Source organism: Frigoribacterium sp. CFBP9030, from assembly GCF_034045195.1.
In the GTDB taxonomy this organism is placed as follows: domain Bacteria; phylum Actinomycetota; class Actinomycetes; order Actinomycetales; family Microbacteriaceae; genus Frigoribacterium.
Map to the genome: position 1 here is coordinate 1 of NZ_JAXCWG010000007.1, position 21,229 is coordinate 21,229.

Here is a 21,229-nt window from a genome sequence, read left to right on the forward strand (position 1 = left end):
GGGGCGGCGCGGGGCGGCGGGGCTCGGAGCGGCGCGGCGGGGCGCGGGACGGCTCGGGGCGGCTCGGCTCGGCACGGCGCCGTGCGGCTCGACACCAGGCGGTGCTACCCGGGGCAGGCTCGCCGAGCTCAGCCGGGGAGGCGCCAGCCGAGAGCATCGGACACGGCCCGGTCGAGCACCGCGCGTTGTCGCACCGGAGGCCATCGCTCGGGATCGCCCGCCGCCAAGGACGAGACGCCCTCGACCGCTGCGGCGAGCGCGGCAGCCCGCACGGTGACGTCTCCTGCGGCGCCGCCTCCGATGGCGCCGTCTTCGGAGGCGCCGTCTTCGGTGGCGCCGGATTCGGTGGCGTCGACTTCGGTGGCACGTACCTCGTCGGCCGCCGTCAGCAGTCGCGCCAGCCGGTCGGCGAAGGCCCCGCTGTTGTCCGCGTGGCGCTCGACCAGCACAGGGTCGCTGAGCGCGGCGGCCAGGAACCCGATCCAGACGCGGGCCTCGGCGAGGGTCGCCTCGTCGGTCGGCAGTGCCGCTGCGACCACGGCCCGCAGCGCCGCCGCCGGGTCGCTCGCGTCGGACTCGACCCTGTCGGCGCGGAGCCTGGTGCGTTCGTGCAGCACATCGCGCGCGTGCAGCAGGAGGGCCTGCTTGTTCGGGAACGTGTGGAGGACGAGCCCCGTCGTGCACCCGGCCCTCTCGGCGACCGCCCGCAGCGTGAGGCCCACGGGCCCCCGGTCGGCGAGCGTCGTGAAGACGGCCTCGGACAGGCGGAGGCGGGTCGCGTCGGCGTCTCGGGTGCGAGGCATGACACACAGCGTAACGCCTGTTACCGTAACGATCGTCACGAAAGGACGAGCATGACCTGGCAGATCGAGACCATCCCCTTCGACAACCCCGAGGCCGACCAGCTGCGCCGCGCCCAACGCCGCGAGCTCGACGCCCGATACGGCAGCGACGACCACGAACCGGGCGCGGTCCCGACCGCCTCCGACGTCCCGGTGTTCATCGTCGCCCGCGACCCCGACGGTCGGGCGGTCGCCTGCGGCGGCCTCCGCCCGCTCGACGACGCCGTGGTCGGCCCGGACACCGTCGAGATCAAACGCATGTTCGTCGAGCGGACCGCTCGCGGCTCGGGTGTCGCGACCGCCGTGCTGCGGGCGCTCGAAGACGCCGCCCGGGGGCTCGGAGCCCGACGCGTCGTGCTCGAGACCGGCACCCTGCAACCCGACGCGATCCGCTTCTACGAGCGCGAGGGGTACGAGACCATCCCCGGCTTCGGCCCCTACGCCGGCGCCGACCTCTCGGTCTGCTACTCCCGCGACCTGCGCTGATTCCGCGTCGGCAACTCCTGCCTCCTGACGCGCGACACGGCGACACGCGGCACCATCGCACCCAGCGCCGCACGGAGCCGGAGTTACCGACCGCCCCCGCACGAGCACCAGCCACCGCGAGCACGCGCGCACCGGAAGTCCCGAGCGCCACGAGCGCCCCGAGCGCACCGTGCGCACCGTAAGCACCGCGGCCCCCGACACCCCCGCGTCGGCAACTCCTGCCTCTCGTCACGCACCACGACGACACGAGGCACCGGCGGCACCCGGCGTCGCACGGAGCAGGAGTTGCCGACCGATCCCGCCAGCACGCGCACACCCGAGCATCGCCGCCCCCGACACCCCCGCGTCGGCAACTCCTGCCTCTCGTCACGCACCACGGCGACACGCGGCACCGGCAGCACCCGGCGTCGCACGGAGCAGGAGTTGCCGACCACCCCCGCCGACCCCGCCAGCACGCGCACCCCGAGCATCGCGAGCAACGCCGCCCCCCGACGACCCGGCGCGCGTCGGCAACTCCTGCCCCTGACGCACTGGCCGCCCCGACGCGTCGCCCGGGCTCTCGTTCGCGCACGAGTCCGGAGTTGCCGACGGGACTACGCATCCCCAGACCCCGGCCGCCAGCCCAGGGGCGGGGCCCAGGCCAGGGCGAGACTCCGACTCGCGGGTCGTGTCGCACGAGCACCGGCCCCTCCGGGCCGTCGCGCCCGACCCCGCTACGGGTACCCGACGAACCAGAGCAGCACCACGGCGACGGGCTGCAGGGCGATGCCGCCGACGAGCAGGGACCTCCGGAGGCGCGGCGACGGTGCGATCGCGGGGTGCCCGAGCAGCGGCGCGATCGGCATGAGCAGCCGCGGCAGACTCTGCTGCGGCAGGAACACCGCCACGAGATACAGCACGTAGGCCGCCGAGTACGACCAGACCTCGATGCCGAGCGACCGGGTCGAGCGACGGGAGAAGAACCACGCCACGGCCGCCAGCACGCCGACCACGACGACCGCCCCGGCCACGCCCAGGAAGGTCGTCGCCATCACGAACCATGGCGTCAACGGCGTGAAGTGCTGACGCCCGACGAATCCGACCCACCACGAGAGCTCGGTGTCGAGATAGGCCCCCGACCGCCCGGTGACGACGTCCGCCACGACCGGCCACGCGAGACCCGCCGCCGCCACGACGAGCCCGGTGACGACGAGCGAGACCTGCTCACGCCTCCCGAAACCGTCGCGCGCCGAGTCAGCCCCGGGCGCACCCCGCGCAGCCCACGCACCCCGCGCAGTCCCCGCACGCCGCCCAGCCCACGCACCCCCCGCACCCCGCACACCCCGCGCACCCCAAGCACCCCGCGCGAAGCGCACCACCCCCGTCACGGCCAGCCCCAGCGCCAGCGCCAGCACGCCGGGCCGGGTGAACGCCGCGACGACGGCGAACGGCATCATCAGCAGGTACCGCCGACGGATCATCATCAGCAGCGCCGCGAAGACGAGCAGCAGCATGAGGCTCTCGGCGTAGGCGACCTGCAGCACGAACGAGGTCGGTCCGAAGCAGAACAGGGCGACGGCCCAGAGGGCGTTCGGGGCGCCGACGGTCTCGGCGACGATGCGGTGCAGGAGGACGGCGGCACCGCCGCCGGCGATGGTGGCGACGACCAGCCCGATGGCGAAGAACGAGTTGCCCGCGAGGTCGACGCCCAGCACGGCGGCGATGCCCCGCACCAGCATCGGGAACACCGGCAGGAACGCCCACGGGTTCGGCTCGACGCGACCCCGCCCGTCGACCGGCAGCTCGGTCGGATACCCCTGCTGCGCGATGGTGCGGTAGAAGCTGGCGTCCCACGATCCCGAGAACGAGGCGAAGCCCGGGTCGCTGCGATGGCTGGCGAACTCCCACCCGCGGGTCGTCGCGAGCGCGAAGAGCCCGCCCAGCCAGGCGCTCGACACCAGCCGGGACAGGGCGTAGAGGCCGAGCACGACGAGCAGGGGCGGAGCCGACCTCACCCGGGTCGCGACGGTCTGCAGCACGCAGCGAGCCTAGGGCGTCGCCGAACGGGGTACGCCTCCGCTGAGAAGCTGGTGCACGACGCCGCGAGACCCCCCGAAGGAGGCGCAGGGTGACCGAGGCGGCACGTGCCGCCACGATCAGGAGGCGACATGTACTTCCACGCGCAGACCTGGATCAACGACATCGCCGACGGCGAGCCCGACCCCGCCGCGGCGAACGCGCTGCAGGAGGGCCTCGGCGGCCAGTTCGGCGAGATGCGCACCATGATGCAGTACCTCTTCCAGGCGATGAACTTCCGGGGCGCGGCGGCGAAGCCCTACCGCGACCTCATCCAGGGCATCGGCACGGAGGAGATCAGCCACGTCGAGCTGATCGGCACGACGATCTCGCGCCTGCTCGACGGCAGCCCCGACTACACCGGCAAGCTCACCGACCCGCTCGACACCCCCGGCGCGGGCGGCGCCACCCCGCTGAACATCGCGCTCGACACGGGCAACATCCACCACTACCTGGTCGGAGCGCAGGGCGCTCTGCCGGTCGACTCGGTCGGCAACCCGTGGAGCGGCAGCTACGTCTACAACAGCGGCAACCTGCCCCTCGACCTGCTGTACAACCTCATGCTCGAGTCGACGGGGCGTCTGCAGAAGAGCCGCATCTACGAGATGACCGACAACCCGGTCGCCCGCAAGACCGTCGCGTACCTCATCGTCCGCGACCAGGCTCACGAGAACGCCTACGCCAAGGCGCTCGAGACCCTCGGCGTCGACTGGGGCAAGCTGCTGCCGATCCCCAAGACGAACGCCGAGAAGTTCCCCGAGGTGAAGGAGCTGCTCGACCTCGGGCTGCAGAGCAAGCAGTACACGTTCGATCTCGACGGCAAGTCGGAGGCCGGCAAGATCTTCCAGGGCTCGTCGCCGTCGAGCGACGGCACCGAGCTCGTCTCGAACGAGCAGGCACCCCAGGGCGCCCCCTCGACCATCGCGCCCGAGCGCCTCGAGGAGTTCGCGCCGGGACTCGACGAGGATCTGCTGGCGCTCATCCAGCAGACCGCCGAGATGGAGCTCGACGAGATCGAGGGCTTCTACGGACCCACCGCCAAGTAGCCGGCTGCGAGGCCCGCTCCGGGCGTCGGTCGCTCTGCGGCCGACGCCCGAGCTGTGGGGCGGGTCTAGGCCGAGCCGAGGAGGCGCGCGACGGCCTCGCGCACGATCTCGCGCTGCACGGCGCGATCGGGCCCTCCGGCGGCGGCGTGCGGCAGCCCCGGCAGCTGCAGCCACGCCGTCGCGATCGAGAGCACCAGAGCGAAGACGTCGTCGACCGACCACGCCACATCGTCGCCGATGAGGCGATCGAGATGCCCGACGGAGGTGCGCCTCACCTCGTCGAGGACGGCGAACGACGACGCCCAGTCGTGTCGCTGCTCGAGACGGGCCCAGCCGAGCAGACGGTGGTTCTCGGGGTGCTCGACGAGATGATCGTAGATGGCGACCGCGAAGTCGGGCGCGGTGGCGAAGTGCGGGGCGGCGGCGACGCCGAGTTCGGCGAACGAGTGGTTCAGCACCGCGGTGAACAGGGCCTCCTTGTCGCCGAAGTGCGCGTAGAGGCGCTCCTTGCTGCAGCCGGCGGCGGCGGCGATGCGGTCGACGCGGGCGCCCGCGAGGCCGTGCTCTGCGAACTCCGCCGTCGACGCCGCGAGGATGCGGCGGCGGGTCTCGTCAGCGTCGTAGGCCATGAGATGACCGTAGCCGCTTACGAGCCAACCAACCAGTAGGTAGTATCGATCCGTCCACGACGGCCGCTCGTCGTGCGGCACCCCGATCCAGGAGAACAGTGACCACCTCAGAAGCAACGCCCGCCACCGGTGCGACCCGCACCGCGCCTCCTTCGCCCCGCCGCTGGTGGGTGCTCGTCATCGTCGGGCTCGCGCAGCTCGTCGTCGTGCTCGACGGCACGATCGTCAACATCGCCCTGCCCCAGGCCCAGGCCGAGCTCGGCCTGAGCGACGAGAACCGCCAGTGGGTCGTCACGGCCTACGCCCTCGCCTTCGGCGCCCTGCTGCTGCTCGGCGGGCGCATCGCCGACTTCTGGGGTCGCAAGCGCACCTTCATCGTCGGCATGATCGGCTTCGGTGCGGCCTCCGCCTTCGGCGGCCTCGTCTCGACCGGCGAGCTGCTCGTCACGGCGCGCGCCCTGCAGGGCGTCTTCGCCGCGCTGCTCGCCCCCGCCGCCCTCGCGGTGCTCACCACCACCTTCGACCGCGGTCGCGAGCGCAACACCGCGTTCGCCGTCTTCGGCGCGATCTCGGGTGCCGGCGCCGCCGTCGGCCTCGTGCTCGGCGGGGTGCTCACCGAGTTCGTCAGCTGGCGCTGGTGCCTGCTCGTCAACGTGCCCATCGTGATCGTGGCCATCGTGGCCGCGGCGCTCGTCGTGCGCGAGAGCAAGGCCGAGGGCGACAACCGCCTCGACGTCGCCGGCACGATCGTCGTCGCGCTGGGGCTCGCCTCGCTCGTCTACGGCTTCACGCAGGCCGAAGACGGCTGGGACTCGGCCGTGGTGATCGGCTTCATCGCGCTCGGCGCCGGGCTCCTCGCCCTGTTCGTGCTGATCCAGAAGCGCAGCGACCACCCCCTCCTGCCGCTCGGCGTGCTCACGAACCGGGTGCGCGGCGGGGCGTTCCTGGTGCAGCTGATCGTCGGCAGCGTCATGATCGGCGCGCTGCTCTACCTGACCTTCCACCTGCAGATCGTGCTCGGCTTCGGCCCGCTCGAGGCCGGTCTCGCGACCCTGCCGATGACCCTCGTCATCATGGTGATGGCCCCGATCCTGACGAAGCTGCTGCCGGTCGTCGGCCCGCGCATCCTCATGATCGTCGGCCCGATCGTGGCCGCGGCCGGCCTGTTCTGGCTGTCGTTCATCACCGTCGACGGCGCCTACGCGACGCATGTGCTGCCCGCGCTGATCGTGATGGGCGTCGGCCTCGCCGGCATCTTCGTGCCGATGCAGAACCTGGCCCTCGCCGGCGTCGCGCCGCACGAGGCCGGCGCCGCGAGCGCCACGTCGAACGCCATGATCCAGATCGGCGGGTCGATCGGACTCGCGGTCTACACGAACCTGTACGCCTCGGCCGTGGCCGGCAGCGACCTGCAGGGGCTCGGCGGGCTCGTCGACGGCTACCAGGCCGCCTTCGTCGGGGCCGCGGTCGCCGCCCTCGTGGCCGCGCCGATCAGCTTCTTCATGATCCGCGGCTCGAAGGAGGACCTGCTGCCCTCGGGCCCCGTCGTCCACATGGGCTGAGCCCGGACCGGCCCCGCCTCGCCTCGCCTCGCCTCGCCTCGAGAGCCCGGTCGAGGAGTCATGACACGCCGCGCCTCCTCGGGGGACGCGGCGTGTCGTGACTCACGGACAGGCGTGGGCCGGGCCGGGCACCGAGGAGGCGCGGGTCGGCTCAGTGCCGCCGGGTCAGGTTCTTGACGGTGTCGGCCGGCACCGGGGGCACGCCGCGCTTCAGGGCGCGCAGGCCGCCGGCGAGCACGAGGGCTGCCGCGACGCCGAAGACGCCGAACACGACGAGGGTCGCGGCCCAGAGCGGCAGCACGAGCGCGAGGGCCGTGACGCCCGCGGTCGCGGCGAGCGCGACGGTGATCAGCGCGAGGACGACCCCCACGACGACGAGGACGATGCCGGCGCGAGCATCACGCGCCCGCCCGGCGATCTCGTCGCGGGCCGCGCCGATCTCGGTGCGGACCGCCCGGATGACGGGGTCGATGGCCTTGCTGCCGATCTGGCCGCGGAGGCGGTCGGCGAAGGAGGTCTCGGGGGTGCTGTCGTCGGTCATGATGGCTCCTGGTTCGAGGGTCTGAGGGCAGACGGACGGCCCCCGCCGAGGGTGGGCGGGGGCCGTCCGGAGGGTCACCGGCCGTGCGGCCGGAGGGTGTCGCGAGCGACTACTGGACGCGGCTCTCGTCGGCGTCGTCGTTGTCGTCCGAGGGGATGTGCACGTCGGAGACGGTGACGTTGACCTCGGCGACCTCCATGCCGACGACCTGCGTGATGGCGTCGGTGACGGCCTTGCGGACGTCGTCGGCGACCTTCTGCAGCTCGACGGGGTACTCGGCGACGATGACGATGTCGGCGGCGACCTGCTTCTCGCCGACCTCGACGGAGACGCCCTGGCCGCGGTCCTGCTGGTTGACGACGTTGCGGATGGCGCCGATGGCACGGGCCGCGCCGTTGCCCAGGTCGTGGACCCCGGGCACCTCGCGAGCAGCGATCCCCGCGACCTTCGACACGACGCCGTCGACGATGGTGTTCTTGCCGGCCGCGTCGGAGGCGGTGTGCTTGGCGGCGGCGGTCCCGGTCGTGGCGGGGGTGACGTTGCTCATGATCTCTCCTTGTTTCGTTCCTGACGATGCGGGGCGAGCGGCCCGGGCATCGAGTCCGTGAAGCGGACACATCATTCAGACGCATCCATCGGGGCAGGGGTCACGCCCCCTCAGCGAGCTTCCAGACAGACGCCGCCGAGCACTCGTTTCGCGGCCAAGCGGTTTCGGAAGAGGGATTCCGACCGATTCGGTCAGGATCGGCGTTTACGCGACACTCCTCTAGTGAGGGGGTGGATGTGGATCCGCACACGATGAGCGACGCTGACCTGATCAAGCGCGCCGCGACCGGCAGCAGACAGGCGCTGTCCGCGCTGTTCGACCGGTACGCCACGACGGTCACGCGGTACGCGTGGGCTCTGGCGCCGAGTCGCATGGACGTGGAGGAGATCGTGCAGGACACCTTCGTCACGCTCTGGAAGAAGAGCAACGGGCTGACCCTGCCGACCGACTCGCTGCTGCCGTGGCTGCTGGTGGTCTGCCGCAACCACGCTGCGAATCAGCGCCGCAAGCTCGCCCTCGCGGCGGCGGATGCGCTGCCCGACGACCTCGTCGCGCCCGATGGAACCGAGGCGCGCGAGATGCTGCGCTTCGTCCGCGAGGCGATCGACGCCCTCTCGCCCGACGACCGCGCCATCTGCGAGCTCTGCCTGATCGAGGGCCTCTCGTACCGCGAGGCCGCCGACCGTCTCGGCATGACCGTCGGGGCGGTCACCAAACGGGTCTCCCGAACACGCTCGCGACTGCGAAAGGCGGTGACGCACGATGAACACTGAGCCCCCCACCGGTGACGACCTCACCCGCATGCTCGTCTCGATGAAGAAGGACGTCCTCGAGCGGGCCGCCGACACGACCCGTCGTCGACCCGGTCGGCGCTTCGGCATCGCGTTCGGACTCGTCGCCCTCATCGGACTGGGCAGCGCCGGCGGCGCCGTCGCGATGGGCTTCGTGCCCTCGCCCTTCGAGGGTCTCGCGCAGCCCGAGCCGTCGGCTTCCGTCTCGGCTCCCCCGGCCCCGACGCCCACCGCGACCCCGACGCCCGAGCCGAGCGCGCCTCCTTCGACCCAGCCGGTCGGCGGCACGCCGCAGCCGTATCTGCCGATGGACTGCGCGACCCTCGCGACCGAGTCGTCGCTGACGTCGCTGCTGCGCGCGCCGGAGCTCGCGCAGGAGGAGGGCCTGGTCTTCACGCCCCGTGACGCGTCGCTCCGTCAGAACGGAGTCCAGACCTGCCAGTGGACGTCGTCGAGCGAGGCGGACTTCGCCGTGTTCGAGGTCGACATCAGCCTCGACGACCCGGCGTCCGCCGACGCCCTCGCCGCCAAGCGGGAGGGCGGCGCCGGCGCCGACCTCGGACTCGGTGACGACTCGGCCCTGGCCTGCGGTGACGCTCTCCGCTGTGCAGCCACCGTCGTCGTCGGCGACTACTGGATCGAGGCCGGCTACGAGCAGTCGCAGGAGTTCGGCGGCGACACGACCGATCTCGTCGTGGCCCAGCTCGGACGGATCGCCGACGTCGTGCGCCCCCTCGAGGCCAGGGCGCCGTGGGCCGCCGACGCCGCCTCGCGACGCTGGGTCGTGACGGGTGACTGCTCGACGCTCGACCTGGTCACGCCCCTGGGGACGATCTTCGCGGACCCGTCGCTGGACGCATCATGGTCCGAGGCCAGCCCGGACGGTCGCAACGCGCTCGTCGCCGCAGCCTCCGACGAGTACGACTGCCAGTCGGAGGGCACGACTCAGGACGACGACGGCCTGCCGATCTACACGAGCATCCAGGTGAACGTCTCGGCCGGAGCACGGTGGGGTTACGAACGATTCCGCGAGTACGCCGTCGCCGGACCGGGCGCATCCGACGGGTTCACGACGGTGACGGTGACGGGTGCCGAAGACGGGCTCCTCCAGTGCGACGGGATGTCGAGCATCTGCTACCTCGACGTCCTCGTCGACGACTCGTGGATGCGCGTGATCTACGAGGGGCCCGTCGACGCCGGTCAGGCTCCGCGACTCGTGCAGGTCGCCGAGAGCGTCATCGCCGCGCGATGAGCGCACGGAACGCGACCGTCGTCGTCGTGGGCGGTGGGCAGGCGGGGCTGTCGGCCGCCCACCACCTGCGGCGTCGCGGCTTCACGTCCGCGCTCGACGCCCGCCCGACCGACGCCCCGGGCGACCGCACCTTCGTCGTCCTCGACGCCGACCGGGCTCCCGGAGGCGCGTGGCAGCACCGCTGGGAGTCGCTGCGGATGGCCACGGTGAACGGCATCTTCGACCTGCCGGGCATGCCGCTGCCGCCGGTGGACCCCGGCGAGCCGAGCCGCCTCGCGGTCCCCCGGTACTTCGCCGCCTACGAGGCCGCCGAGGGGCTGCCGATCGTGCGCCCCGTGCACGTCGACCGGGTGCGCGCGGTCGACGACGACCCCGACGGCGACCTGCGGGTCGACACCACCGCGGGAGCCTGGGAGGCGCGGGTCGTCATCAACGCCACCGGCACCTGGAACGCACCCCGCGTCCCCGACCTGCCGGGGCGCGACGTCTTCACGGGCAGGCAGCTGCACACCCGCGACTACGTCTCCGCCGACGAGTTCGCCGGTCTCCGGGTCGCCGTGGTCGGCGGCGGCATCTCGGCGGTGCAGCTGCTCGACGAGATCAGCCGCGTGGCCACGACGCTCTGGTACACGCGTCGCGAACCGGTGTTCCTCGACCACGACTTCACGCAGAGCCTCGACGGCGTCGACGTCGAGCGCCGGGTGGCGGCCGACGCCGCGGCCGGGCGCGAGCCGGCCAGCATCGTGTCGTACACCGGCCTCGGCTGGACCTCGTACGCCGTCGAGGCCCGCCGGCGGGGCGTGCTCGTCCGTCGCCCGATGTTCGCGGCGCTCGGTGCACGGCACGTCATCGAGCCCGACGGCTCGAGCACGAGCGTCGACGCGGTCGTCTGGGCCACGGGGTTCCGCGCCGATCTGAGGCACCTCGACGGTCTCGGGCTGCGCGGCCCGCTCGGCGGCGTGCCGCTCGACGGGACGGCCGCCCGACTCGACCCCCGCGTGCACCTGATCGGCTACGGCCCGTCGCAGTCGACGATCGGCGCGAATCGCGCGGGTCGGGCGGCCGTCACCGCGGTCGCCCGCCGCCTCGCCGAAGAGGGCGGTGCGGCGGACAGCGGGGGCGTGCGAAACTAGGAGCCTCGGCCCTCGACGGCCCGCGACGCGTTCGCGCCCTGACTTCTCGCACCACCCGAGATCGCTGGCACCTGATTCCCGATCTCCGCTCCACCATCCGCATCATCAGCACCACCCGTACGACCACGCGCACCTGGCCCAGAGGTGCGGCCCGCAGAACCCACCTCAGAGACAGAAGATCCTCTATGCAGACCACCAAGCACTCCCTCGACCTCAAGAAGCCCCAGCCGCTCAAGCGCGGCGCCCTGCGCGTCACGCCGCTCGGCGGCCTCGGCGACGTGGGTCGCAACATGACCCTCTTCGAGAACAAGGGCAAGCTGGTCGTCGTCGACTGCGGCGTGCTCTTCCCCGAAGAGACGCAGCCCGGCATCGACGTGATCCTGCCCGACTTCACCCCGCTGCGAGACCGTCTGAAAGACGTCGAGGCCATCGTGCTGACGCACGGTCACGAAGACCACATCGGCGGCGTGCCCTACCTCCTCAAAGAGCGCCCCGACATCCCGCTGATCGGCTCCAAGCTCACCCTCGCGTTCATCACCGCGAAGCTGCAGGAGCACAAGATCACCCCGATCACGCACGAGGTCGCCGCGGGCGACCGCCACCAGGCCGGCCCGTTCGACCTCGAGTTCGTGGCCGTGAACCACTCCATCCCCGACGGTCTGGCCGTCGCCCTCCGCACGAGCGCCGGCATCGTGCTGCACACGGGCGACTTCAAGATGGACCAGTTCCCGATGGACAAGCGGATCACCGACCTCAACCACTTCGCCCGTCTGGGCGACGAGGGCGTCGACCTCTTCATGACGGACTCCACCAACGCCGAGGTGCCCGGCTTCACCACCGCCGAGAAGGACCTCGGCGCGGCGATCGACCGCGTCTTCCGCGAGGCGCCCAAGCGCATCGTCGTCTCGAGCTTCGCGAGCCACGTCCACCGCATCCAGCAGGTGCTCGACACCGCTCACAAGCACGGCCGCAAGGTCGCCTTCGTCGGTCGCTCGATGGTGCGCAACATGGGCATCGCGTCCGACCTCGGCTACCTCAACATCCCCAAGGGCCTCGTCGTCGACCTCAAGCAGCTGAGCAAGATGGCCGACAACAAGATCGTGCTCATCTGCACCGGCTCGCAGGGCGAGCCGATGGCCGCACTGTCGCGCATGGCGAACCGCGAGCACATCATCAAGGTCGGCGAGGGCGACACCATCCTGCTCGCCAGCTCGCTGATCCCCGGCAACGAGAACGCCATCTACGGCGTCATCAACGGCCTGATCCGCTGGGGCGCCACGGTCGTGCACAAGGGCAACGCGAAGGTGCACGTCTCGGGTCACGCCAGCGCCGGCGAGCTCACCTACTGCTACAACATCGTCAAGCCGAAGAACGTCCTGCCCGTGCACGGCGAGTGGCGCCACCTCACGGCGAACGCCGACCTCGCCGTCGCCACCGGCGTGCCGGAGGACCGCGTGCTCGTCGTCGAGGACGGCGTCGTGGTCGACCTCGACCGGGGCCGCGCCAGCATCGCCGGCCGCATCCCCGCCCCGTACGTCTTCGTCGACGGCGCCACCATCGGCGTCGCGACGGAGGACGCGCTGAAAGACCGTCTCTCGCTCGCCGAAGAGGGCCACATCACCGTGCTGGGCATCTTCGACGAGGGCACCCAGAAGCTCGTCGACCCGGTCGAGTTCCTGCCCCGCGGCTTCGTCGAGGAGGCCGGCTGGATGTCGCAGGCCGAAGACGTCGCGACCAAGGCGCTGGCCGAGGCCACCGCACGCGGTCATGTCGACGGAGCCGGCGCCGAGAACGCCATCGCCGACGGGCTGAGCCGCTGGTTCCTGCGCCGTCACCGTCGCACCCCGGTCATCACGACCGTCGTCGTCGACGCCGACTGATCACCCCTGTCGCATGAAGAGGGCCCCGGCATCAGCCGGGGCCCTCTTCCGTCGTCAGCGCCGGCCCAGGCGGGCCGGGTGAAGCGCCCCAGGGCGCCCCACCCGCCCGGGGCTTCGGACTCCGGGCTCAGACCTCAGGAGGCGCACCCGAGACGAACCCCGTGGTGATGCCCGAGAGCAGGGCGACCATCCGCCGCGATTCGCGGTCCGAGAGAGCCGCCACGCGGGTCATCGCGATCAGGGATCCGGTGCCTGCCGCGCTCGCGACGGCGTCGCGGACGACGCGGGTGAGGTCGAGGTGCTGCCCCCGGCCGTCGCGGGGGTCGGGCCGTTTGGTGATGTACCCCCGGGCGGCGAGACGGGTGACGATGATGGAGGCGGCGCCGGTGGTGACGCCGAGATGCGCGGCGACGTCGATGACCCGGGCCTCGAGTCCGCGACTGCCGAGGCGCGCGAGGTACTGCACCGTCGCGAGCTCGCTGGCGCTGACGGCCAGCCTCCGTCGGAGACGGGCGCGGTACAGAGCCTCGGCGTCCTGCATCTCGTAGATCGCGGCGAGCACCCGGCCCGATGCCGACAGCGGATCGAGGGCCTCGTCGTCGGGAGGCTGTGTCAGAGAAAGAGGTGACGCATCGGAACCCATCAGGACCTTTCGAATCGGTCCGCGAGCATCCGTCTGGTCTCGGTGAACATCCGCAGAACGACATCGAAGCACAGTCGACAGCACCCCCGCTCCCCCTCGACGCGACGAGACAGGCGACCAGGCATACTTTTTCAACCAGTTCCTGTTAAAGAGCCTGGCCGAGTAGGGGAACGACTGTCGTGCAACTAGACAGGGGTCAGCCGAACCGGTCCTCTTCGGGTGAGAACCGGTGCCGACTCTTCGGGGAGTCGATCGGCGAGGCGGGCGGCACGTAGGGGTACGCGCCCCCGCCTCACCTCACCCCGGGCACGTCGGCCAGGTCGTGGTAGACGGGCAGGCCGCGGGCCTCAGCGATGGCGACGTCCTGATCCGCCCCGCGCGACGAGCCGGGGAGGCGCAGCACGGCATCGCAGCGCTGCAGCAGTCTCTCGGCGGTCGGGTACATGACCTGCGCGGCCAGCGGATCGGTCGGCCCGGAGGCCCCCGCGCTGCGGAGCACGGGCAGAGCGACCCATTCGCCGATCACCGGCAGGTGACCCGCCTCGAAGAGCGGCCACGCCGCCGTCTCGAGACGCTCGAGGTTCTGCTGCATCAGAGCGGGGTCGCCGTCGGTCCCCGACGCGTACGGGCCGGCGATGAGGATCATGAGTGAAGTGGTCATGCCCGCACACTAGGGCAAACACGAACAAACATGCATAATCGTGAAAGAGTGAGAACATGTGGGCAGCAGAACGACGAGACGTGCTCCTCGAGCGGTTGCGCCGCGACGGGCGCATCGTCGCGAAGGAGATCGCGGTCGAGCTCGGCCTCTCCGAGGACAGCATCCGACGCGACCTCCGCGAGCTCGCCTCCGAGGGGCTGCTGACCCGCGTCTACGGCGGCGCCGTCTCGGCCTCGCCCGCCGTCGCCGACTACGCGACCCGGGCCGACATCGCGACCGACAGCAAGCGCCGGGTCGCGGCGGCGGCTCTCGATCTGCTGCAGACCGGGGCGACGGTGATCCTCGACGGGGGCACCACGACCCTCGATCTGGTCCGCCTCCTGCCGACGACCCTCGAGCTGACGATCGTCACGCACAGCCCGACGATCGCGGCCGCGCTCCTCGAGCACGACGCCGACGTGATCCTGATCGGCGGTCGGCTATTCAAGCACTCGGCGGTCGCGATGGGCGCGGCCGCGGTCGAGTCCGCGTCGCGGGTGAACGCCGACCTGTTCCTGCTCGGTGTGACGGGCATCCGCGCATCCACCGGTCTCACCACCGGCGACCCGGAGGAGGCGGCGATGAAGCGGGTCCTCGCCTCGCGGGCCGCCGAGACCTGGGTGCTCGGCAGCGGCGAGAAGATCGGCGCCGCGTCACCGCACCAGGTGCTGCCGCTCGACGGCGTCTCCGGTCTGGTGCTCGACGTGACGGGCGGCGGCGAGGCCCTCGCCGACCTCCGTGAGACCGGCACCCGCATCGTCGAGGCCGGCGGGCGGGCCTGACGACCGGGCCCGGGTCAGGGCGTCGTCGTGGGCGCCACGCGCTCGAGCAGACGCAGCAGCTGATCGGCGACGAGCACGGGGGCGGTCACCGAGAACGGGGATCCGGACTCCGCCCGCACGGTGAAGCGGGTGCCCTTCGACTGCACCTTGTGCGACCACTCGCGACCCTCGGCGATGTCGACCGACCGACGCACCTCCGAGTCGGACATCCAGTGGCGGATCTGGACGAAGGCGCCGAAGTCGCAGGCCATGTACGAGTGACCCTCGTGCGACCACTTGAAGCAGTTCAGCATCTCCATGGTCAGAAGGTAGGGCACCCGATCGCTCCGCCGAAAGCCAGCACGACCTAACCCGTCCCGCCGAGCGGCGGGCGGCGGGGCCCGGCCGCTACCCTCGACGCATGATCGATGCCGACGGAGTGGCTGTCGCCACAGGCGGATCGACGCTGCTCTCGCCCGTCTCGGTCGTCGTCAGCCCCGGGGAGGCGCTGGTCGTCCGGGGCGGGAACGGCGCGGGCAAGACGACGCTCCTGCGGGTGCTGGCGGGCTCGCGTCGACCGACGAGCGGAGTCGTGCGCATCGACGGCGACGCCGTCGATCCGCGCGATCGCGGCTTCCGCCGACGCGTCGCCTCGATGATCGGACTGCCGCCGATGGCACCCGATCTCACGGTCGCCGACCACGTGCTGCTCGTCGCCGCCACCTGGGTCGACGAGTCGACCGCCGGATCGCTCGCGGGGTCGGTGCTCGCCGAGCTCGGCCTGAGCGCGCTCGGGCGCAGGTTCCCGCACGAGCTGTCGTCGGGGCAGACGCAGCTGTTCGGCCTCGCCCTCGTGCTCGCCCGGCCGTTCGACGTCCTCATCGTCGACGAGCCGGAGCAGAGACTCGACCCCGACCACCTCGAGGTGGTCGGCCGAGCACTCCGCGCCCGCCGCGACGGCGGTGCGACGCTCGTCGTCGCCACCCACAGCCGACCGCTGGCCGAGGCGATCGGCGACCGCTTCCTGCAGCTGGACCCGGCGGCATGAGCCCGCGCCCCCGCCCGGCCGTCGCGATCTGGCGCGCACGCTCGACCACGACGACCGGTGACCGCCTCTACCTCGGCTACCTGCTCGTCGCGGTGGCCGGAGTCGTCGTCGCCCCGCTCGCACGCGCGCTGTGGCAGGGCCTCACCGGCACGGAGGGCATCGCCGCCCTGACGGCGTCCACCGCGCCCGCGTCGGCGGGCCTGATCGTCGCCGCCGTCTGGGCGGCCGCCCTGCTGCTCGGGCGGGAGCGCGGGCCCGCGCTGCTGCCGCCGTTCCTCCTCCATGCCCTGGCGACCAGCGACCTGCCCTATCGCGTCGTCTTCCGCGGCCCGCTGCTGAGATGCGGGGCGCTCGTGGTCGCTATCTGCACCGGCGCGGCGGGCCTGACCGGCGCCTCCCTGGCTCATCGGGGGTTCGCGAGCGCCGAGCAGGCCGTGGTCTTCACGATCGTCGGGGCGCTGGGCGGCGTCGTCGCGAGCGCGGCCTGGCTGGCCGGGCAGACGCACCCGCGGGTCGCCCTGCCCGTCGCGATCGGCATCGTCGCCCTCGCGAGCGGCGGCCTGCAGTCGCCCGCCCTGCAGGCGAGCACCCCGTGGGGCTGGGTCGGCCTGGCCTACCCGCTCGGCGCCGCCCCTCCTCCGCTCGGGGCTCTGGTCGGGCTCGTCGCACTCGCCCTCGTGGCCGTCGCCGTGGTGCCGGCCCTGCTGTCGCGGCTGCACCCGGCGGAGACTGCGGTCCAGGCGGCGCGGTGGCAGGCCGCGACGAGCTCGGCCCTGGGCACGGAGTTCGGGGCGGCGGCGACCGTCTACCAGAAGGCGCCCCACGTGGGCCGTCGCGTGCGGGCCGTGCGACCGGGGCACGGTCTCGGCGTCGCGTTCTTCGTGCGCGACGCGATCGGTGCCGCCCGCACGCCCGGTCGACTCGTCGTCGGGCTGATCGCCCTGGGGGTCGGCGGACTGCTGCTCGGCTACGCGGTGGTGTCACCCGGCCCAGGCTGGCTGCTCGGTGCTGCGGCCGGGCTGATCGTCTTCACCGCGACGGGGCCGCTCACCGACGGCATCCGGCACGCCGCAGCGGTGGCGGCCGACGTGCCGCTCTACGGCATCGGCGACGGGAGGCTGCTCGTCTCGCATTCGATGCTCCCCCTCGCGGTCGTCGTGCTCGTGCTCGTCTCGGCCGCGGTGGTGGTGTCGCTCTCGGCGGCGAACGGAGCCCCGATCCTCTCGGCGATGGCGCTGGGGGTGACGACCCTGCTGCTCCGGATCGGTCAGGCGCTGAAGGGCCCGTTGCCACCGGTGCTCCTCACCCCGATCTCGTCGCCGATGGGCGACCCGATGGCGGCCGTCCGCGTGCTCTGGGCACTCGACGGGCTGCTTTTCGCCGCTGTGATCGGCGCCGCGGCGACGGTCGGGCTCGACGCGCCGCTCGCCCTCCTGGCCGCTGCGGGCCTCGTCGCCGGTGTCATCGCCCAGCGCTGGCGCCACCGGGCCTGACCCCTCCCGCCGAGCGCCGGGCGGCCGGCGGCCAGCGGCGGGCCGCGGGCCGCGGGATCTCATCCGTCCGGTCGAGTCGCGGCGGCGACCCATCGCCCACACTGGGGTCGCGGCCCGACGCGCCGACCGGTCGCCGACGAGAAGAGGACCCGTGAGTCACGAGCACGCCCCGACGGCGCCACCCGCACCTCCTGCCGCCGTCGACCGGCGCGACGTCCGTCCGCAGGGCGTCGACGGAGGCATGCTCCCGTCGCTCCGCCCCCGCGCCACAGTCGCCCTCGTCGCGATCCTCCTCGCCGCCACGGTCGTCCTCTTCGGGGCCGTCGTGCTCGGGCTGCTGTTCATCCCCGGTGCGCGCGCGGCCGCCGTCCCCGTGCTGGCGGCGGCGCTCGTCGCGCACCCTGTGGTGATGCTGCTGACGCTGCATCTCGGTCTCCGTCGTGCGGGGAGCGGATGGCGCGACGTCGGTCTGCGACGGCCCACCGCCCGGATGCTCCATCTGCTCTGGCAGATCCCGTCGATCTTCGTGCTGCTGCTCGCGGTCCAGGGTGCCGCCGTGGCGATCACGGGGGCTCCCGCCGGCCGGGGCGACGCCGTCGACACGCTGTTCGGCGGGACGAGCACGGTCCAGATCGTCGCGACGTTCGTCGGGGTGGCCCTCCTCACCCCGCTGTGGGAGGAGGTCGTCTTCCGCGGGCTCGTCCACGGCGGGATGCGGCGGCGCCTCGGCCCGCTGCCGGCGTCGCTGATCAGCGCCGCGATCTTCGCCGCCTGCCACGGCGTGCCGATCCTGCTGCCGTACATGCTCCTCCTCGGCCTGTCGCTCGCCTACCTGCGCGAGTTCCACCGGACCCTCTGGGCACCGGTCTGCATGCACGTCGTCCTGAACACGGCTGCGACCGCGGTGACCCTGGCGGCCGTCTCGGGCTGAGCAGCGACATGATCGTGCTCGCAGAGGAGGACCGCGTCGAACCCGCCCGCCTCATCTCCGCTTGACGCGCTACGCCCACGTGCTCCGAAGGGGTCCCATCGGCCAGACCTCACGGAGCCGTCGAGGACCGGCGCGACCATCCGGTTCGCCAGCGCCTCGGCTTCCTGCCAGGTGAGCTCGAGATCCGGGGCCTTCTTCGCGACCGTGGCGAACGTGCCTCGGATGGAGCTGGACGCATCGATCGCAGTGAAAGGATCCAGGTGACGAGTGGCTGACTGAACGTCGAGCGCCTCGCGCAGCATCGTGGCGTCGCAGGGCAGGTTCTGAGCGATGAGGGCGAGGTCCACGAGGTCCTTCGCCCGCGAGGAGCGCCCGTCGCCACCATGGTGTCGCTCCATCATGGCGGCGACCTTGTCGGCGATCTGCTGCTCGACGGCGATCATCACGTACTCCGGCGCGGGGACGTCGCGACCGAGGGGAACACGGAAACTCGGATTCGCCCGGACGGTCGCGGCTCCAGCGCGGTCGTGGATCGCGAGGTCGAGCTTGACCCGCTGACGGGTGCCGACGGCTTCATAGATGAGTTTGATCATCGTCACATTCGGCTGGTCTGCACTGCCTGAACCTTGGTTCTTGCCGACGCGGACGAAGCGGAGGCGATCGCCGTTGTCGCGCTCGAGGAGTCCGTCCAGAGCCGTGACCGCATCGTCGACGCTGGCTGCGACGGTTTCGAGGTCGATGTCGACCGTCGCCCGGGCACGGGGGATGAATGCGAGCATGCGCGTTCCCCCTTTCAAGACGAACGGACCCTCTCCCTCGAACACACGAGACAGCAGACGGTCGAAGAGGAGCAGCTGCTGAAGCGTCGCCGACTGGACGCCGACGGCTGCAGCGCTGTTCTTCGCAGCTGACCGGATAGCCGCCCAGGTGGCTTCCGGCGTCGCGTAGCCGTCACTCTCAGTCATCGGACCTCCTCGTCGATCGTCTCGCGGTCGACCTCCCCGCTTCGCGCACGGCCCTCCGGTCGCCCTCCCGTCTGCACCGCAGTTCGCGCGCTGTGCTGCGCGAGGTCGCGCAGCATTGCCTGGATGGCTGGCGGCAGGGCGATCTCAGGCAGCGCCGCGCTGGGGAGCTTCACGCGGGGAGGATACGGCGACAGGTATCCCCTCAGGGCTTCGCGGGTGGGGGCTGTCAGCCGCCGCACCTGTTCGTCGAGCTGCTTGCGGAAAGGGGCCATCATCCGCTCGGCCTGTTCGTCGAGCTGCTCTCGCAGGGGCGCGAACGTGTCGGGGCCCATTCCTTCGACAGATGCGTTCAGCTCGAAGAGGATCGGGGCGAGGGCTTGCTGCATCTGCTGGCCGAGCTCAGCGCTCAGGCGTTCCGTGAGGTCGGTCCTGACGACGAGGTCCTTGAGGCGTGCCGCGTCGACGCCGGCGAGTGTCCGCAGCTCGGCATACACGTCGGTGCCGTTCGCGTGACCCAGTCGCTTCGCGTGGGCATCGAGGTGTCGGACGAGAGCCGGGATGTCGAGGTCGTCGTCGGAGCGTTCCGCGTCGCCCAGAGCGTCGGCGACGAGGGAGAGGTCGCCCTCGTCCAGGAGATCTGCGATCGTGCGCTCTCGGGTGGTGACGGGAAGGCCGTCGAGGATCATCACGTCGGCCCGAGACAGGTGGCGCCGGCTGTAGCGCACGTCGTCGTGCGCGGTCTGACGGCGCTTCGCCGTATAGAGCAGGTACGGGGCCGGGTAGAGGTCCCCGATCTCGTGGACCCACGCTGCGGCGGCGCCACCGACGACGACATCGGGGTCGACGAGTCGATCGCGGGCGATGGCTGCAGGATCACTGGCCAGCCACGCGGCCCGAATGTCATCCAGACGATCCGTCGGCACACCGGGCAGCCGGTAGACGCCCGGTCGCATCCGTTCGAGCGTGCCTGCCTTCTCGCGTCGCGCGATCGTGCTTCGAGCGATGCCCTCGCCGTTCGCCTGGACAGCAGTGAGCATCCCCCACTGGCCCGCGGTGAGGCCGGCTAGACGACCCTCCGCTGACACAGACATGCTTAGAGTGTACGCGCTAGCGCAACAAATTCAGCATGCCGAAGCGGCCGTCTCACCCTCGGCGGGGCGACCCCGCTGCGACGGCGAGCACCGTGGCTATCGTCCGCGGCAGCGCCAGCACCCGGAAGTGCCCGCCCGCCGACAGCCGTACGTTCTCGGCCCCCGGCAGCTCGCTGCCCTCGGGGATGTGCGGATCGAACTCCCCGTAGATCGAGACGATGCGGCTGTTCACGCTCTCGTCGCGTCCGAGCAGCATCGTCGTGGCGTCGCGGGGCGAGAACGCGCGGAGGGTCGACAGCGGCAGCCATCGGGCGTACCTCGACCCCGAGAAGGGCGCGCAGATCGCCACCATCGTGTCGACCCGGCGGTCGGGGTCGAGCCGGGCCATGACGTATTTGCCGATCAGACCGCCCTTGCTGTGGGCGACGATGACCACGTCGCGGAGGTCGTGCCGCTCGAGGTGGGCCGCGACGTCCCGTGCCGCCGCCTCGACCGGTCGGCCGTTCCAGCGGAGCGCCGACAGCACGTGCACGGGGTGCCCCTCGGCGTGGACCCGCGCGATCAGCGGTCGGAGGAACGCCCAGGTCTCCCAGACGCCGGGCACGACGAGCACGGGTCTCCCGTCGCCCGCGAGGTACTCGGCCTCGCCCCGCGGTGCGAGCACCGCGCGCAGCTGCCAGTGCGCGGCGTAGGCGTAGTCCCGCACCCACCAGACGAGGAGGCGCGCGAGACGGAGCGGGGACGGCGCGGTCACGGGGATGGGGCCTCCAGAGACGACTCGACGGGCGCAGGGGTCGCCCCGGAGTGTAGGCGCGGGTCGGGGGCGACGCGCG

At 71.9% G+C, this 21,229-nt stretch carries 22 protein-coding genes; 11 read left to right on the forward strand and 11 right to left on the reverse strand.

Translation table 11 applies throughout. The annotated features are described in order from the left end of the window. Positions 1-128 precede the first annotated feature (128 nt). Positions 129-803, reverse strand: a complete 675-nt coding sequence (locus SOM13_RS09230) for a TetR/AcrR family transcriptional regulator (RefSeq protein WP_320479509.1) — start codon at positions 801-803, stop codon at positions 129-131. Positions 804-854: 51 nt separating this feature from the next. Here SOM13_RS09230 and SOM13_RS09235 point away from each other — a divergent pair, with 51 nt between their 5' ends. Next, positions 855-1,328: a GNAT family N-acetyltransferase gene (locus tag SOM13_RS09235; protein WP_243215231.1), complete on the forward strand. Its 474-nt coding sequence runs from the start codon at positions 855-857 to the stop codon at positions 1,326-1,328. Positions 1,329-2,041: 713 nt separating this feature from the next. Here SOM13_RS09235 and SOM13_RS09240 read toward each other — a convergent pair. Further along, positions 2,042-3,346, reverse strand: coding sequence for a mannosyltransferase family protein (locus SOM13_RS09240; protein ID WP_320479510.1), 1,305 nt, complete (start codon positions 3,344-3,346; stop codon positions 2,042-2,044). A gap of 129 nt (positions 3,347-3,475) precedes the next feature. Here SOM13_RS09240 and SOM13_RS09245 point away from each other — a divergent pair, with 129 nt between their 5' ends. Continuing rightward, on the forward strand, positions 3,476-4,429 hold the full coding sequence (locus SOM13_RS09245; RefSeq protein ID WP_320479608.1) for a manganese catalase family protein: 954 nt from the start codon (positions 3,476-3,478) through the stop codon (positions 4,427-4,429). A gap of 65 nt (positions 4,430-4,494) precedes the next feature. Here SOM13_RS09245 and SOM13_RS09250 read toward each other — a convergent pair whose 3' ends face one another. Beyond that, positions 4,495-5,058, reverse strand: a complete 564-nt coding sequence (locus SOM13_RS09250) for a TetR family transcriptional regulator (RefSeq protein WP_192060735.1) — start codon at positions 5,056-5,058, stop codon at positions 4,495-4,497. 98 nt (positions 5,059-5,156) lie between these two features. Here SOM13_RS09250 and SOM13_RS09255 point away from each other — a divergent pair, with 98 nt between their 5' ends. Continuing rightward, on the forward strand, positions 5,157-6,620 hold the full coding sequence (locus tag SOM13_RS09255) for an MFS transporter (RefSeq protein ID WP_243215233.1): 1,464 nt from the start codon (positions 5,157-5,159) through the stop codon (positions 6,618-6,620). A 151-nt stretch (positions 6,621-6,771) separates the two neighbouring features. Here the strand turns inward: SOM13_RS09255 and SOM13_RS09260 are convergent, their stop codons facing one another. Together SOM13_RS09260 and SOM13_RS09265 are read right to left on the reverse strand one after the other, a co-directional pair. Further along, positions 6,772-7,161 carry a phage holin family protein gene (locus tag SOM13_RS09260; protein ID WP_320479511.1) on the reverse strand — a complete coding sequence of 130 codons (390 nt, stop codon included), beginning with the start codon at positions 7,159-7,161 and terminating at the stop codon, positions 6,772-6,774. A gap of 109 nt (positions 7,162-7,270) precedes the next feature. Beyond that, positions 7,271-7,708: an Asp23/Gls24 family envelope stress response protein gene (locus SOM13_RS09265; protein WP_192060737.1), complete on the reverse strand. Its 438-nt coding sequence runs from the start codon at positions 7,706-7,708 to the stop codon at positions 7,271-7,273. Positions 7,709-7,959: 251 nt separating this feature from the next. Between SOM13_RS09265 and SOM13_RS09270 the strand changes: the two genes are divergently transcribed. From SOM13_RS09270 to SOM13_RS09285, 4 genes are all read left to right on the forward strand, one after another. Beyond that, complete coding sequence (locus SOM13_RS09270) at positions 7,960-8,481, forward strand: sigma-70 family RNA polymerase sigma factor (protein ID WP_320479512.1); 522 nt, start codon at positions 7,960-7,962, stop codon at positions 8,479-8,481. After that, a complete protein-coding gene (locus SOM13_RS09275) occupies positions 8,471-9,751 on the forward strand; it encodes a hypothetical protein (RefSeq protein ID WP_320479513.1) in 1,281 nt (426 codons plus the stop codon). The genes SOM13_RS09270 and SOM13_RS09275 overlap by 11 nt, the downstream gene beginning before the upstream one ends. Then, positions 9,748-10,884 (forward strand): NAD(P)-binding domain-containing protein, encoded by a 1,137-nt coding sequence (locus SOM13_RS09280; protein WP_320479514.1) that lies wholly within the window; start codon positions 9,748-9,750, stop codon positions 10,882-10,884. Before SOM13_RS09275 ends, SOM13_RS09280 begins: the two co-directional genes overlap by 4 nt. A 185-nt stretch (positions 10,885-11,069) precedes the next feature. Continuing rightward, complete coding sequence (locus SOM13_RS09285) at positions 11,070-12,764, forward strand: ribonuclease J (RefSeq protein ID WP_192060741.1); 1,695 nt, start codon at positions 11,070-11,072, stop codon at positions 12,762-12,764. 127 nt (positions 12,765-12,891) lie between these two features. Here SOM13_RS09285 and SOM13_RS09290 read toward each other — a convergent pair whose 3' ends face one another. Both SOM13_RS09290 and SOM13_RS09295 read right to left on the reverse strand, forming a co-directional pair. After that, entirely contained in the window at positions 12,892-13,407 is a 516-nt protein-coding gene (locus tag SOM13_RS09290) for a MarR family winged helix-turn-helix transcriptional regulator (protein WP_192060742.1), read from the reverse strand. Positions 13,408-13,699: 292 nt separating this feature from the next. Next, entirely contained in the window at positions 13,700-14,068 is a 369-nt protein-coding gene (locus SOM13_RS09295) for a DUF4406 domain-containing protein (RefSeq protein WP_243215237.1), read from the reverse strand. Positions 14,069-14,124: 56 nt separating this feature from the next. On the opposite strand from SOM13_RS09295, the gene SOM13_RS09300 reads away from it, so the two are divergent. Next, positions 14,125-14,889, forward strand: a complete 765-nt coding sequence (locus tag SOM13_RS09300) for a DeoR/GlpR family DNA-binding transcription regulator (protein WP_320479515.1) — start codon at positions 14,125-14,127, stop codon at positions 14,887-14,889. 14 nt (positions 14,890-14,903) lie between these two features. On the opposite strand, the gene SOM13_RS09305 is transcribed toward SOM13_RS09300, so the two are convergent. Then, positions 14,904-15,188 carry a hypothetical protein gene (locus tag SOM13_RS09305; protein WP_320479516.1) on the reverse strand — a complete coding sequence of 95 codons (285 nt, stop codon included), beginning with the start codon at positions 15,186-15,188 and terminating at the stop codon, positions 14,904-14,906. Between the two features lie 101 nt (positions 15,189-15,289). Between SOM13_RS09305 and SOM13_RS09310 the strand changes: the two genes are divergently transcribed. From SOM13_RS09310 to SOM13_RS09320, 3 genes are all read left to right on the forward strand, one after another. Continuing rightward, complete coding sequence (locus tag SOM13_RS09310; RefSeq protein WP_320479517.1) at positions 15,290-15,916, forward strand: ABC transporter ATP-binding protein; 627 nt, start codon at positions 15,290-15,292, stop codon at positions 15,914-15,916. After that, complete coding sequence (locus SOM13_RS09315; RefSeq protein ID WP_320479518.1) at positions 15,913-17,409, forward strand: DUF6297 family protein; 1,497 nt, start codon at positions 15,913-15,915, stop codon at positions 17,407-17,409. The genes SOM13_RS09310 and SOM13_RS09315 overlap by 4 nt, the downstream gene beginning before the upstream one ends. Before the next feature lie 151 nt (positions 17,410-17,560). Then, a complete protein-coding gene (locus SOM13_RS09320) occupies positions 17,561-18,340 on the forward strand; it encodes a type II CAAX endopeptidase family protein (protein ID WP_320479519.1) in 780 nt (259 codons plus the stop codon). Here SOM13_RS09320 and SOM13_RS09325 read toward each other — a convergent pair. Genes SOM13_RS09325 through SOM13_RS09335 form a run of 3 tightly spaced genes read right to left on the reverse strand, consistent with a single transcriptional unit; the run spans position 18,238 to position 21,150 of the window. Beyond that, complete coding sequence (locus SOM13_RS09325) at positions 18,238-19,305, reverse strand: nucleotidyl transferase AbiEii/AbiGii toxin family protein (RefSeq protein WP_320479520.1); 1,068 nt, start codon at positions 19,303-19,305, stop codon at positions 18,238-18,240. The genes SOM13_RS09320 and SOM13_RS09325 overlap by 103 nt on opposite strands. After that, positions 19,302-20,396 (reverse strand): type IV toxin-antitoxin system AbiEi family antitoxin domain-containing protein, encoded by a 1,095-nt coding sequence (locus SOM13_RS09330; RefSeq protein WP_320479521.1) that lies wholly within the window; start codon positions 20,394-20,396, stop codon positions 19,302-19,304. The genes SOM13_RS09325 and SOM13_RS09330 overlap by 4 nt, the downstream gene beginning before the upstream one ends. A gap of 52 nt (positions 20,397-20,448) precedes the next feature. Then, on the reverse strand, positions 20,449-21,150 hold the full coding sequence (locus tag SOM13_RS09335) for an alpha/beta hydrolase (protein ID WP_320479522.1): 702 nt from the start codon (positions 21,148-21,150) through the stop codon (positions 20,449-20,451). Positions 21,151-21,229: the final 79 nt, after the last annotated feature.